Here is an 11,914-nt window from a genome sequence, read left to right as displayed (position 1 = left end):
GCACTCATACCGGGGATCCGGGGATTCGCCCGGATCTCCGGCTGCCGTGGGAGTTAGCCACAATGCCGCTTGTCAAGATCGAGATCCGTACCGGGAAGTCCGTCGCTTACCGGCAATCGCTCATCGAAAGCCTCCGTGAGGCTTTCGTGGACGCGCTCCAGACCCCGGAGGCCGCCCTCTGGATCCGGCTCTGCGAGCGAAAAGAGGAGAACTTTCCCATGCCTCCCGGCCGGTCCGCCGACGCGGTCCTGATCGAGATATCCCTTATGCCGGGGAGGAGCGTCGAGAGAAAGGAAGCGCTCTACCGGGCGATCGTGGAGCACCTCGTATGTGATGCGGGGGTCCACCCCGATGACGTCTGTATCGTCCTCTACGAACCACCCGCCGAGAACTGGGCCGAACACGGCGGAGCATTCATGACCCCCCGTTGAGCGCAGGGTAACCGTGCTTACCATAAGATTTTTATGACCCCGGTGAGCATGGGGGGCCGGCCTGTCTCCATGACAGACCGATAGAGGGGGTTATGGTATGACACATTATGGCGGACCCGCCCACCACGGTATGCTCCTTGAGAAGATGTACGAGCATCTTGACGAGGACCAGATGCGGCAACTGACGATCCGGATGATCGAGGCCAAGATCAAGATGAAACAGCAGCGGATCGAGATTATGCAATATAAGATCGAGACCTACAAGATGGCGCGCGATATGCTGGCAGGCAAGAAGTAAACCTCTCCCGGTATGCTCCGGCACATGAGAACCCGGGGCTGTCGCCTCTTTTTTTACGCATCGTGACGAATAGATGGGTATGGACCTGATCGTCAGGGGATACTGCGGCGAAGACTATCCTGCAGTCTGCACCATCGAGCGGGAGAACAGCCCGGGAGGCTGCAAGCCGGAGGTCTTCATCCGGCAGGCCGGCGTCCTCTTCACCGATACGTTCCTGGTCGCGGAGTGCGCTGGGAGGATCGTCGGCTACACCATCGGGGCCCTCGTGCAGCACCGGCAGGAGTCCGGGTGGGTCATCCGGCTGGTAGTCTCGGGAGAGCACCGGCGCCGGGGGTTCGGGGAGCGCCTCATCGCTGAGGTCACCGACCGCCTCCGGGAGCGTGGGGCGGCGGAGATCTACCTCTCGGTTGCGCCGGAGAACCACGCCGCCCGCGCGCTCTATGAGAAGCATGGGTTCCGTGAGGCGGATTTCTGCCCGTCCTACTTCGGCGAGGGGACCGATCGCCTCATCCTCCGGAGGGACCTCTCCGGTCGAGAAGGCTTAATCTATTCGGGCTGATATTAGTGTGATATCATGCCCCTCATCCCGCTCCGTATAGGAGAGGCGTTCAAACCGGTGCTGCGGTTCCGGTCGTATCTCTACGCTTCTCTGGTTCTGGCTGTCGTCCTCTTCGTCCTGCCCTGGTTCATCCCCGTCGTCGTCTTCAGCCCGGCAGCGGTTGCTCTTGCCATTGCACTGCCGACCCTTGCCATCATCGCCTTCGTCGCCTACTGGATACCCCTCTACTACGAGAGCATCGTTTACCGGCTCACCGTCACCGAGATCACCTGGCAGCGGGGGGTCTGGTTCCGGCAGACGGGGATCGTCCCCTACAACCGGATCACGAACGTCGATATCATCCAGGGTCCCCTGATGCGGTTCTTCTCCTTCTCGGCGGTCCGGGTGCAGACCGCGGGTTACTCTGCCCAGGCTCAGGCGGAGATCATCCTCAATGGGATCGAGGACCCGAAGGACCTCCAGGAGAAGATCATGAACTTCGTGCGGAGGACCGCTCCGGTTGCGGTCGAGGGTGCGCCGGAAGAGGTGCCGACGACCGATGCGGTCGTGGAAGAGTTGCGGGCGATCCGGGCCTTGCTGGAGAGCCGACAGGAAAAATAAAAGGGATATTCCGGTCTGTCGGGGAAGAGGCGAGTTCTACTTTTCGACGACCGTGTCCCGCTTGATGACCAGGACTGGCTGGCGGGCGTTCTTGATCACGTACTCTGAGACCGTCCCGAGGAGGCGGTCGCGGATGTTCGAGCTGCCGTGCGAACCGATGACGATGAGTGAGACCCCCGTTGCGTCCGCCTCGGCCACGATCGCCGCTCCCGGCGTGCCGACGGGCGTACTGACGGTCACCTGCATGCCCTGCTTCTCGAGTCTCCGGCGGACGTCGATGATGTGGTGCTGGATCTCTTCCCGCTGTCGCCGCTGGGCCTCGCTCTCCCGGTCGGGCACGGTTCCGAGGAACCCCTGCCCTCCCGAGGCGATCAGCGTGATCTCCCTTGGATCGAGAACGTGGACGAGGACCACCTCCTGGGTTCCCGCTTCCTTCAGGGTGGGGATGTAGTCCAGCGCCTTCATGGATGGTTTTGAAAAGTCCGTTGGGAATAGGATGCGTTTGAACATACTCTAGCACTCTCCTTGATGAGGTTCTCTGTGGGCCAGGTATTTAAATGGCGTTGTGGGGGCTGCTGGCCGGGTGTCGAGGTTGGTGTATACGGTTTATCACCCCCGCCTCTTCCCCCGGATCAGCACCCTCCACCGGTGGAGCATCCTTCCCAGGCCGGCGGTCCCCACCGGCGCCGGGTAGGGAAATGGTATGACCACTCCGTCCGGATCGACGGCAAGATCGAGGGCTTCGACGCACTCGGCGCAGACGGCCTCTGCACCCGGATCAGCCTCGAGCATGGGGTGGGGGGACTTGAAGCATATCCTGCTGCCCGCGACGTCGGAGAACTGCCCAAGCATCTCTCCCTGGTAGGCACGCTCCTCCTCGACCGCACCCGAAGGATCGACGCCGCAGATCCGGCCCGCCTCCTCGATGAACCGGCGCGTCCCGGCAAGGCCGGCCGGGAACGAGTCGATGTAAGGCGTGCCCAACCGTCGTTTGAGGTCGTCGCCGACCGGCCGCAACGTCGGCTCCCGGAGGATGTTAACGGCAGCCGAGCCGAGGCGTTCCACATCCCGGGTCGTGATCCCCCGGACAAACCGGAGGTTGACCCCGATGCCGAGCCGGGAGAGAAGGCGTGCGATCTCGGCCGCGTTCTCATCGACGCCGTACTCCAGGTTCTTCTCGCCGACCAGGTTCGCTGTGAGGGTCGTCTCTGCCGTGGGCAGGGCGAGCGCGGCGACGGCGGAAAGGGCGTTTCTGACGCCGGTCTCAAAGACCCCGCCGAGAAACCCCGCGGTCGGCACGGCGACCACCGGGACGCCTCGCGGTTTTGCACAGACCCCCGCGGTGTCGTCCCCGATTGTATCGACGATGCAGGTCGAGAGGACGAAGACGGAAGCGGGGGCAGGGGAGACCGAGAGTGCCCGGGTTATGGTCGCCTCCAGCGCATCCTCCCCCCCGAAGATGATGTCGTTCTCCGTCAGGCGGGTGGAGAGGAGGCGGGGGAGTTCGAGCCGGTCGTTCGAGAGCAGGGTAGCGTGGAGGAGGGAGAAGTTGTGGTGCGTGCATCCCGAAGGGCCGTGGATGATGCAGACTGCGTCCCGTACCTCTGTCGCCACCGAGAGCGCTCCGGTCAGGGTGCACCCCTCAAACCTGGACGAATTCAAGGGCGAAGGATTCGAGCTCATCCATCTCGAGAGGGGTGGGGATACTCGTCGTCTGGTTGTCGCGGATCGTGCGGGCGAGTTCCCGGTAGACCGCTGCCTGGTCCGAGTCGGGGGCGTATTCGACGACCGTCTGCCGGTTCAATTCCGCAACCTGCACCACCCGGTCGCGGGGGATGTAGGCGATGAGCCGGGAGTTGATCCGGCGGGCGAACTCCTCCACCAGGTCCCGCTCGCCGTCGATGTTCTTTGCGTTGCAGATCACACCGCCGAGCGTGCACTTGCTCCGCACCCGGTGCGAGAGGCGCGCGATGGCCTTCGCGATGTTATTTGCCGCGTAGATGGACATCAGTTCGCCGGAGGTGACCAGGTAGATCTCCTGCGCGTATCCCTCCCGCATCGGCATCGCGAACCCGCCGCAGACGACGTCTCCGAGGACGTCGTAGACGATGACGTCGCCTTTGAGGGCGTCCAGACGTTCGAGGAGCTGGAACGTTGCGATGATCCCCCGGCCCGCGCACCCAATCCCCGGCTCGGGCCCGCCTGCCTCCACGCACCGCACCCCCCGGAAGCCCTGGTAGACTACATCGTCGACGGTGATGTTTGCGTCCCCGCGCTCCCGGATAAGATCGAGGACCGTCGGGATCCAGGTCCCGTGCATCAGCATACGGGTGCTGTCGTGCTTCGGATCGCACCCGATCTGCAGGATATCAAGCCCCTCTCCCGCGAGCGCTGCCGATAGGTTTGCTGCCGTCGTGGATTTCCCGATTCCCCCTTTCCCGTAGAGGGCGATCTGCTTCATTATTCCTATTATGCGCTCGCATGGGTAATTAGGTGTCGGATGGAGTTCGCAATGCCCAATTATATACTATTTACTAGTATGCCATAACAGTCTCAGAAATTGCCTGGTGACGAAAAATCCCAAAATATTGCATCATTTGAATAATATGACTGTTATAATGCATTTTTTATTTTTAGAAAAGTATATAATAATGAACTAGAAACACATGGTTAAGCAAGAGGCATAGCGATGGATCCACGGTTTCGATCACGGTTGGTTGCGGCGGTTATTCTTATCTCCGTCGTCTGTTCGGTCTTCTCTGTGAGCCCGGTCACCGGCTTCCGCCTGGAGAATCGTGATGGGAGCGGCGCCGAGGCGGCACTTGCAGAGGCCCTGGTGTTCCAGCAGAGCACCAAAATAAGAAACGAGTTTATGGAGGATCTCACCGTTTACATCGACAGCAAGAATGCATTCTTCAAGCAGCATGATGCATCCGGAATCGGCATAAGCGGTCGTTACGTCTCCGACGAGAACGCCATCTACATCCGCTCGGACAGGGACCCGGCGCGGGCCGACGAGGTCTTTGTCCAGCAGGTCGGGTATCGGGTCTACCGCACCATGGGGTTTGAGGAGAGCACGGTCTTTGAGACACTGGAGATCAACTCGGGGTCGTACCTCTCCCGGGTCAGCGCACCCCCTGGTGAGGAGTGGAAGGCGGCGGTCTTTGCCGAGGCCTTCATGCTCTACCATGTCTCCCCGGCGCTCCTGGAGGAGGATGCCCCCGAGGTCTACGCTTACATGGACCTCCTTGTGGCGAACGGCGGGGACCGGGCGAAGGTGGACGACCTCTACGCCCATGACCGGCCGGAGTGACCCCCCTCTTTTTATGTTCAGTCGAACCGCTTAAAGAACCCCATTACGAACATGATCACCGGTATGACCTCAAGACGCCCTATCCACATGAGCAGGATAAAGAGGATCTTCCCCGGCCAGGTCATATCGGGTGAGACGAACCCGGTGGAGATGCCGCTGTTGCACATCGCGGAGACGACCTCGAAGATCACGTTGCTTGAGTCGAATGCCGTCGGCTGCAGGTGCATCACAAGCACTGTGGCGACGAAGATCGAGAGGAAGTAGAGCATGATGATCAGCATGTTCCGGGAGACCTCGAGGTCGGCGACGTTCTTCGGGATCACCCTGCCGTCGTACTTGAAGGGGACAAGGACATTCCCGGAGACGAACATCCGCCGGAACCACCAGAGCAGGCTCTGAAAAGCGAGGACGACCCGGGAGAGTTTGATGCCGCCGGCGGTGCTCCCCGACGCCCCGCCGATGACCATCAGCATCGAGAGGAAGAGGACCGTCACGCTCGCCCATTCGTTCGGGGAGGTGACCTGGAATCCGGTGGTGGTGACCGCCGCGGCCGACATGAAGAGCGCATGACGGATGGCGGTAGGGATATCGGTTGCGTTGAGCGTGACGAGATCCCAGGTTATCACGACGATCCCGAGCGCGATGAGCATGAAGAGGAGTCGTGCCTGCTGGTCGTCGAAGAAGCGCACGCCGTTCTGGCGGTAGAGGATGTAGTAGAGCTTGAACGGCAGGGCGCCGGCGATCATGATCGGGACGATGAGGACCTCGAGGAACGGGTTGTTGTAGAAGGGGATCCCCTCCGTGTGGAGGGAGAACCCCCCGGTGGAGATCGCGACGAGGGCGATGTTCACCGCGTCCCAGGGGGGTACCCCCGAGAGAAGGACGAGCCCGATCGAGGCGACGGTCAGCACCAGGTAGATCTTCCACATCTCCATGCCCGTTGCGACGACGCTCGGCATCAACGCCTCCGAACGTCCTTCCGAACGGTAGAGGCGGAACTGGGTCAGCCCGGTCCTTGAAGCCATCGCGATGGTGAAGGCGACGATGCCGAGGCCGCCGAGCCACTGCATCAGCGACCGCCAGAAGAGGAGCGTCCGGGGCAGGTCTTCAACCGACCGCATCATCGTCAGACCCGTATCGGTCCATCCCGACATCGCCTCAAAGACGGCGTCGAGGTACGGGACACCGAGCCCGAGGCTGAACGGCAGGGCACTCACCAGGGCGATGACGAGCCAGATCAGGGCGACGGCCATGAGGGCGGCGGAGAGAGGCGCCTCTCGCTCGTCCCGGGGTACCCGGACGAGGAGTGTCCCTAAAAGGAGGAGGGTGACCGGGACGGAGAGCATGGGCAGGATCATCTCCCACTCCCGGTAGATCGCCGCCACGAGAAGCGGCGCCGCTGTGGCGACGCTCATATACCGGAAGATATTGCCGATATCGGGTGCGATGGTCGAGAACCGCTCGATCCTGTCCATCGGTATATCTTCTCCGGGTGCTCTTATCTATCTTCGCTCACACGATCGTTCGAGGTTCCGGGCACCATTGAGCGATGGAATCATCGCCGGCCGCATCCACAGCCGCCGCTCCTGTCCGGCATCTCCCGTCTCCCGCCATCCGTCCCCGGAGCGCTCTCGATGAAGATCCGCCGGTTGATGATTCGCCAGGCGAGGATGAGCTGGGCCATATCCCCGGCCGTCAGGTAGTCGCCGCCCTGACTGAGATCGATGGGCTCCACCTGCGTCTGGATCTCGATGTTCCGCTCCAGTTTTCGTGCAACGGTGTCGTTCAACTCACCGTCGAACGTGAGCGCCCCCATCGCCTCTCCCCCGACGTCCTCGGTGGTGAACTCGACCATGAAGTCACGCTCTGAGAGCGAGAGGAGCCCGAAGAGGTCGATCGAGAGGTCGACGTCGCCGATGCTCTTCTCAAGCCTGCTCTGGCAGAGGGTGACGCGGTAGACGTTCCGCTCCTCGCTCACCTCCCTGCCGTACTTCGAGAAGGCGATCCGGATGACCGCATCCGCAAAGAGGCATTGCGGCGCGACATACTGCTCGTAGTCGGGTTTGCGCTCCTCCATCTCCTTGATGACCGCATCAGGGGCGTATCCCCGCTTCTCTACGTCGCGCTTGATCTTCCAGGCGCGTTTGACCCCGGGGTCCGGGTCCACATAGAGTTTGAAGTCGATCAGGTCACGCAGTGTCCCCGTGACGAAGGGGTGCAGCCCCTCGAGGATCAGGATCTTCGTGGGGCTGAAGGGCACCGGGGGATCGAACTGCCCGTTGTCGTGATTGTAGACCGGTTTTTCGATCGTCTTCCCTGCTTTGAGGGCGACAAGATGCTCTTCGAGCAGGTCGAACCGGTTCGCCTCGGGGACAAGCGGGGTGATCCCGAGAGCCTTGCGCTCCTGGCGGTCGTAGCGGTGGTAGTCGTCGATGGTGATCGTGGAGACGAGTTCCTCTCCAAAGATCTCCCGGATGGCCCGGGTGAAGGTCGTCTTGCCGCTTCCGCTGTCTCCCGCTACGCCGATGATGAAGACGTAGGGCGACTCTGCGATGACTCTCTTGAAATCGGACGGGAACATAGGTCAGCTCAATAGATTGGTCGGTATCTCACAGTTAAGATTTTGGTGCCGGATGAAGGGTTTTGGGGCAGGGAAAAAAGGGAGGCCAGCCGGAGTTCATCCCTTATACAGGTGCCTATGACGGGATGATCCCCGCTTCCTGGTGCTTCTTCAGGATATCGTCGGCGAGCCGATCGAGTGCCGCGAAGTCCTCCTCCTTTGGGTAGCCCTTGATATAGACCGGGTCGATAACCTCGACCTTGAGCCGGCCGAGCATGCCCGCCAGGGTATCGACGGTCTTCCCGCCCCAGCCGTAGGACCCGATCACCGAGACATACCGGGTCTTCGGGCGGAGAAGGTTTGCGAGATAGGCAGCGTAGACCGCCTGCGGGTGGGGGCCGAAGATGAGCGTCGGAGTCCCGATAACGATCGTCGCGGCGTCCACGATGCCTTTTGCAAGTTCGCCGATATCGGTCTTCGGGAGGTTGAACGGCTGGACCTGGACACCCCGCTCCATCAGGGCGCCGACGAAGTGGTCGACCATCGCCTGGGTGCTCCCGTGCATGGAGACATACGGAAGGATCACCACGTTCTTGACGTCGTCACCCACCCAGTCCCGGTAGGCGTCCATGATGAACGCCGGCCTGTCGTAGACCGGGCCGTGGCTCGGGGCGATCACGGCGATCTCGCGGGGCTCCAGTTTCGCGAGGTGCGCCTTGATGCTCGACCTGAAGGGCATCATGATCTCGGCGTAGTAACGCTTCGCGGACTCGTAGATCACCGCCTCGTCGGGGACATAGAGAGAACTCGTCGCGTAGTGCGAACCGAAGAAGTCGCAGGAGAAGAGGATCCGGTCCTCCTGGAGGTAGGTCAGCATCGTCTCCGGCCAGTGGACCCAGGGGGCGAGGATGAACTCAAGCGTCCGGTCCCCGAGGGTGAGCGTATCCCCGTCCCCGATGACGATGGCCTGGTCGGCGGAGATATGGAGGAGGTCAACCAGGAAATCCCGGCACTTTGCGTTCGTCACCACTTTCGCGCCGGGGAACCGGTCGAGCATCGCCGGTATCGAGCCCGAATGGTCCTGCTCGGCGTGGTTGGCGATGATGTAGTCGATCTTCTCGACCCCGAGCCGGTCCAGGTTTCTCGTGAGGTCCGAAAACTTCGGCGGGTTGACGGTATCGATCAACGCTGTCTTCTCGCTGCCCCGGATGAGGTAGCTGTTGTAGGAGGTGCCGTCGGGGGTCGGGATCAACTCATCAAAGAGCCGGAGATCCCAGTCGATGGCCCCGACGGAGAAGACGCCCGGCACAATCTCACGCGGGGTCATGCGCTGCCCCCCCAGGGTGCATTCCGGCGGTAATACAGTGTATGTGAGTAAATTCCTGACATAATTCACACTCCATAGGCTGCAACCGGTCGCGGTTTCTACCATGCCGGTCGGTGAACGCTTATTCAGCCCGAACGCAGATAACAGTTTCGCCCCCATTACCCGGTGGGGAGACCGGTCTGCCTCTCACCCCGGTCCACCTCCCTCCGGACCTCATTGGCATAGAGATGGGCCTGCCGGGTCGGCTCCGGGAGCCGGTAGCCCCGGGCGGTCGCGAGGACGAGATCGACCGCGGAGGGAAGATCGATCCGGTGGCCCACCGAGACGTAGACCGGTTTCGTCCTCTCTTTCGTCCGGACTGCCATCCCGATCGTCTCGCCGTCCCGGAGCATCGGGCTCATCGAGCCCCTTCCCGGACCGGGCTCCGTCACCGTGCCGACGAGGAGGCTCTTTGCAACCCCGATGGTGGGCCGGTCGAGCAGGATGCCCATATGGCTTGCGATGCCGAGGCCGCGGGGATGGGCGATCCCCTGTCCGTCGAAGAGGATGACGTCCGGCTCGGACCGCAGTCTCCGGAACGCCTCAAGGAGGGCGGGACCTTCCCGGAAGGTGAGAAGTCCCGGTATGTAGGGAAACGACGTCTCGATAGAGGCAGAGACACGCTCGACGACGGCGAGGCCGGGATACCGGAGAGCAACGGCGACCGCATGGATCTCGTTTGAGCCTCTCGCGTAGGAGGCGTCGGCGCCGGCGAGGAGAGTGACCTCACCTATGTCGCCGGAGAGGCTGATCTTCGTCCGGAGCGTCTCCTGGAGGCGAACGGCCTCCGCCGGGGCAAGGTCAAACGGGTGGGTCTCGTTGATCTCCATGATCACCGATACCTGATCCTTACAGACTATTACTGCCTGTTGGTGGGTGCGGCCCGAACCAGGTGCCGGGGTTCGGGGGCATATTTATATGTCTCGAGGTAGGGTACGGCTCGCGAGTCATCTCCGGGACGTGAGCGGTATGGCGCGATGGGTATGCAGCGTCTGCGATTACGAGTACAACGAGGAGACGGGAGACCCGGCCACCGGTATTCCGCCGGGGACGCCGTTTGAGGACCTCCCCGACGACTGGCGGTGTCCCGAATGCACCGTGGGAAAGGGAGCGTTTGTGCGGGTTGATGAAGAGGATGAGGTGAAGACAGATGAAGAAGACGACCTTTGAAGGGGCTATAGCGACGGTGGCCGACGTGATGGTAGCAGAGTTAGAAGCATGGGGGGTCACCCTCTACTTCGGTATGCCCGGATCGTCGGCGCTCCCGCTCGTGGACGCGGTCAGGAGAAACCCGAATGCCCGGTATATCGTCGTCCGGCACGAGCAGACGGCGGCCTTCGCCGCGTCTGCCTACAACAAATTCACGGGAAAGATAGCGGTCTGCCTGACCATCGCCGGGCCGGGAGCGACGAACCTCGCCACCGGCCTGTACGACGCAAAGGAGGATCATGCGAGTGTCCTCTCGCTGAATGGCCAGGTCCAGACGCAGTATGCCGGACCCGGCGGCATCCAGGAGATCGACCAGGACGCCTTCTTCCGGCCCATCACGGTCTTCAACAACACCGTCGCCGACCCGACGACGGCGATCAAACTCCTCACCCGGGCGCTGCGCTACGCCGTCGTCGCCCGCGGCGTCGCCCAGCTCTCGCTCCCGAACGATGTCCAGAGAGAACCGCTTGATGCAACTTACTGCGAGCGTGAGACCTGCCTCCCGGAGGTCGGGGTTGCGCCGACCGACGGAGCCGTCGCGGCCGCGGCGGAGGCGATCGACGGCGCCGCACGACCGGTCATCCTCGCGGGGTTCGGGGCCATGCGTGCGGCCGGTCCGGTCCTCGACCTCGCGGAGACGATCCAGGCGCCGATCGTCACCACCTTCCGGGCAAAGGGCATCCTTCCCGACGATAACGAGTGGGTTGCCGGGCTTCACGGGCAGCTTGGGACGCCGCATGCCCTGACCCTCGTCCTGAAATCGGACCTGGTGATCGCCTGCGGCGCAAGTTTTTCCGACCTCACCGGGATCCCCGGGAGTAAGCGGGCCGTCCATATCGATATCGACCCGCTTCAGCTCGGGAAGCACCCGCTTGCGGTCGGGGTCTGGGGCGATTGTGCCATTGCCATACCCCGGATCCGTGAACGGGTCCGGCCGCGGGATGACCCCGGGACCCGGCAGTGGCTCGCGGAGAAGAAGCAGGAATGGCGCGACCGGCTCGACCGGGAGGCCGACCCGGAGGCCGTCCCGCTCCGTCCTCCGTTCATCATGAAGGTCCTCTCAGAGACCTTGCCGGAGGACGCGGTCATATCGCTTGATGTCGGGGAGAACCAGTGGTGGTTCGGGCGGAACTTCCGGATGAAGCGGCAGCGGTTCGCGATGTCGGGCTACCTCGGGACGATGGGGTTCGGGCTGCCCGGGGCGATTGCGGCAAAACTGGCCTATCCGGAGAAGAGCGTCGTCTGCATCACCGGGGACGGCGGGTTTGCCATGGTCATGGCCGACTTCACCACGGCGGTCAAATACGATCTCCCCATCACGGTCCTTGTCTTGAACAATCACGACCTCGCCATGATCCGCGAAGAGCAGCGGGAGGCGAAATACCCGCCCTTCGGGACCGACCTCACGAACCCCGACTTTGCGGCGTACGCGGAGGCCTGCGGCGGCGCCGGGATACGGGTGACCCGGCCAGGAGACCTCCGGGACGCCGTCCTCCGTGCACTGGCGATGGAGAAACCCGTTCTGGTCGATATCGAGACCGACCCAAAGCGCTTTGCGTGAGGAAAAAAAAGGTAGGG

At 62.4% G+C, this 11,914-nt stretch carries 14 protein-coding genes; 7 read left to right on the top strand and 7 right to left on the bottom strand.

What is annotated here, in order from left to right; genetic code table 11:
- Nucleotides 1-62: 62 nt before the first annotated feature.
- From V6K60_RS01810 to V6K60_RS01795, 4 genes are all read left to right on the top strand, one after another.
- Entirely contained in the window at nt 63-431 is a 369-nt protein-coding gene (locus tag V6K60_RS01810) for a tautomerase family protein (RefSeq protein WP_332448802.1), read from the top strand.
- Between the two features lie 97 nt (nt 432-528).
- Entirely contained in the window at nt 529-729 is a 201-nt protein-coding gene (locus V6K60_RS01805) for a hypothetical protein (RefSeq protein ID WP_332448801.1), read from the top strand.
- 79 nt (nt 730-808) lie between these two features.
- Nucleotides 809-1,288 (top strand): GNAT family N-acetyltransferase, encoded by a 480-nt coding sequence (locus tag V6K60_RS01800; protein WP_332448800.1) that lies wholly within the window; start codon nt 809-811, stop codon nt 1,286-1,288.
- Between the two features lie 15 nt (nt 1,289-1,303).
- Nucleotides 1,304-1,888 carry a PH domain-containing protein gene (locus tag V6K60_RS01795; protein ID WP_332448799.1) on the top strand — a complete coding sequence of 195 codons (585 nt, stop codon included), beginning with the start codon at nt 1,304-1,306 and terminating at the stop codon, nt 1,886-1,888.
- Between the two features lie 36 nt (nt 1,889-1,924).
- Here V6K60_RS01795 and V6K60_RS01790 read toward each other — a convergent pair whose 3' ends face one another.
- From V6K60_RS01790 to cfbC, 3 genes are all read right to left on the bottom strand, one after another.
- The gene (locus tag V6K60_RS01790; protein ID WP_332448798.1) at nt 1,925-2,398 is read right to left on the bottom strand and encodes a universal stress protein; all 474 of its coding nucleotides are present in this window, start codon (nt 2,396-2,398) and stop codon (nt 1,925-1,927) included.
- A 99-nt stretch (nt 2,399-2,497) separates the two neighbouring features.
- Complete coding sequence (locus V6K60_RS01785) at nt 2,498-3,571, bottom strand: nitrogenase component 1 (protein WP_332448797.1); 1,074 nt, start codon at nt 3,569-3,571, stop codon at nt 2,498-2,500.
- Nucleotides 3,531-4,349: a Ni-sirohydrochlorin a,c-diamide reductive cyclase ATP-dependent reductase subunit gene (gene cfbC / locus V6K60_RS01780; RefSeq protein WP_332448796.1), complete on the bottom strand. Its 819-nt coding sequence runs from the start codon at nt 4,347-4,349 to the stop codon at nt 3,531-3,533. Before cfbC ends, V6K60_RS01785 begins: the two co-directional genes overlap by 41 nt.
- Before the next feature lie 228 nt (nt 4,350-4,577).
- Here cfbC and V6K60_RS01775 point away from each other — a divergent pair, with 228 nt between their 5' ends.
- A complete protein-coding gene (locus V6K60_RS01775; RefSeq protein ID WP_332448795.1) occupies nt 4,578-5,201 on the top strand; it encodes a hypothetical protein in 624 nt (207 codons plus the stop codon).
- 17 nt (nt 5,202-5,218) lie between these two features.
- On the opposite strand, the gene V6K60_RS01770 is transcribed toward V6K60_RS01775, so the two are convergent.
- The 4 genes from V6K60_RS01770 to nfi all read right to left on the bottom strand — a co-directional run bounded on the left by V6K60_RS01770 (nt 5,219) and on the right by nfi (nt 9,957).
- Nucleotides 5,219-6,676, bottom strand: coding sequence for a TrkH family potassium uptake protein (locus V6K60_RS01770; protein WP_332448794.1), 1,458 nt, complete (start codon nt 6,674-6,676; stop codon nt 5,219-5,221).
- An 80-nt stretch (nt 6,677-6,756) separates the two neighbouring features.
- Nucleotides 6,757-7,782, bottom strand: coding sequence for a phosphoribulokinase (locus tag V6K60_RS01765; RefSeq protein ID WP_332448793.1), 1,026 nt, complete (start codon nt 7,780-7,782; stop codon nt 6,757-6,759).
- Nucleotides 7,783-7,897: 115 nt separating this feature from the next.
- Nucleotides 7,898-9,088, bottom strand: a complete 1,191-nt coding sequence (locus V6K60_RS01760) for an FprA family A-type flavoprotein (protein WP_332448792.1) — start codon at nt 9,086-9,088, stop codon at nt 7,898-7,900.
- Between the two features lie 158 nt (nt 9,089-9,246).
- Entirely contained in the window at nt 9,247-9,957 is a 711-nt protein-coding gene (nfi, locus tag V6K60_RS01755) for a deoxyribonuclease V (protein ID WP_332448791.1), read from the bottom strand.
- Between the two features lie 139 nt (nt 9,958-10,096).
- Here nfi and V6K60_RS01750 point away from each other — a divergent pair, with 139 nt between their 5' ends.
- On the top strand, nt 10,097-10,297 hold the full coding sequence (locus V6K60_RS01750) for a rubredoxin (protein WP_332448790.1): 201 nt from the start codon (nt 10,097-10,099) through the stop codon (nt 10,295-10,297).
- A complete protein-coding gene (locus tag V6K60_RS01745; RefSeq protein WP_332448789.1) occupies nt 10,278-11,897 on the top strand; it encodes a thiamine pyrophosphate-binding protein in 1,620 nt (539 codons plus the stop codon). The genes V6K60_RS01750 and V6K60_RS01745 overlap by 20 nt, the downstream gene beginning before the upstream one ends.
- Nucleotides 11,898-11,914: the final 17 nt, after the last annotated feature.

Source organism: Methanoculleus sp., assembly GCF_036677455.1.
Classification (GTDB): Archaea; Halobacteriota; Methanomicrobia; order Methanomicrobiales; family Methanoculleaceae; genus Methanoculleus.
This window is presented reverse-complemented; position numbering and strand designations above follow the sequence as displayed.

Excerpts from the sequence above, each read along its gene's own strand:
- V6K60_RS01775 (WP_332448795.1), top strand. The coding sequence starts at position 4,578 with ATGGATCCACGGTTTCGATCACGGTTGGTTGCGGCGGTTATTCTTATC.
- nfi (WP_332448791.1), bottom strand. The coding sequence starts at position 9,957 with ATGGAGATCAACGAGACCCACCCGTTTGACCTTGCCCCGGCGGAGGCC.
- V6K60_RS01765 (WP_332448793.1), bottom strand. The coding sequence starts at position 7,782 with ATGTTCCCGTCCGATTTCAAGAGAGTCATCGCAGAGTCGCCCTACGTC.
- V6K60_RS01790 (WP_332448798.1), bottom strand. The coding sequence starts at position 2,398 with ATGTTCAAACGCATCCTATTCCCAACGGACTTTTCAAAACCATCCATG.
- V6K60_RS01785 (WP_332448797.1), bottom strand. The coding sequence starts at position 3,571 with ATGAGCTCGAATCCTTCGCCCTTGAATTCGTCCAGGTTTGAGGGGTGC.
- V6K60_RS01800 (WP_332448800.1), top strand. The coding sequence starts at position 809 with ATGGACCTGATCGTCAGGGGATACTGCGGCGAAGACTATCCTGCAGTC.
- V6K60_RS01750 (WP_332448790.1), top strand. The coding sequence starts at position 10,097 with ATGGCGCGATGGGTATGCAGCGTCTGCGATTACGAGTACAACGAGGAG.
- V6K60_RS01795 (WP_332448799.1), top strand. The coding sequence starts at position 1,304 with ATGCCCCTCATCCCGCTCCGTATAGGAGAGGCGTTCAAACCGGTGCTG.
- V6K60_RS01770 (WP_332448794.1), bottom strand. The coding sequence starts at position 6,676 with ATGGACAGGATCGAGCGGTTCTCGACCATCGCACCCGATATCGGCAAT.
- V6K60_RS01810 (WP_332448802.1), top strand. The coding sequence starts at position 63 with ATGCCGCTTGTCAAGATCGAGATCCGTACCGGGAAGTCCGTCGCTTAC.
- cfbC (WP_332448796.1), bottom strand. The coding sequence starts at position 4,349 with ATGAAGCAGATCGCCCTCTACGGGAAAGGGGGAATCGGGAAATCCACG.
- V6K60_RS01805 (WP_332448801.1), top strand. The coding sequence starts at position 529 with ATGACACATTATGGCGGACCCGCCCACCACGGTATGCTCCTTGAGAAG.
- V6K60_RS01745 (WP_332448789.1), top strand. The coding sequence starts at position 10,278 with ATGAAGAAGACGACCTTTGAAGGGGCTATAGCGACGGTGGCCGACGTG.
- V6K60_RS01760 (WP_332448792.1), bottom strand. The coding sequence starts at position 9,088 with ATGACCCCGCGTGAGATTGTGCCGGGCGTCTTCTCCGTCGGGGCCATC.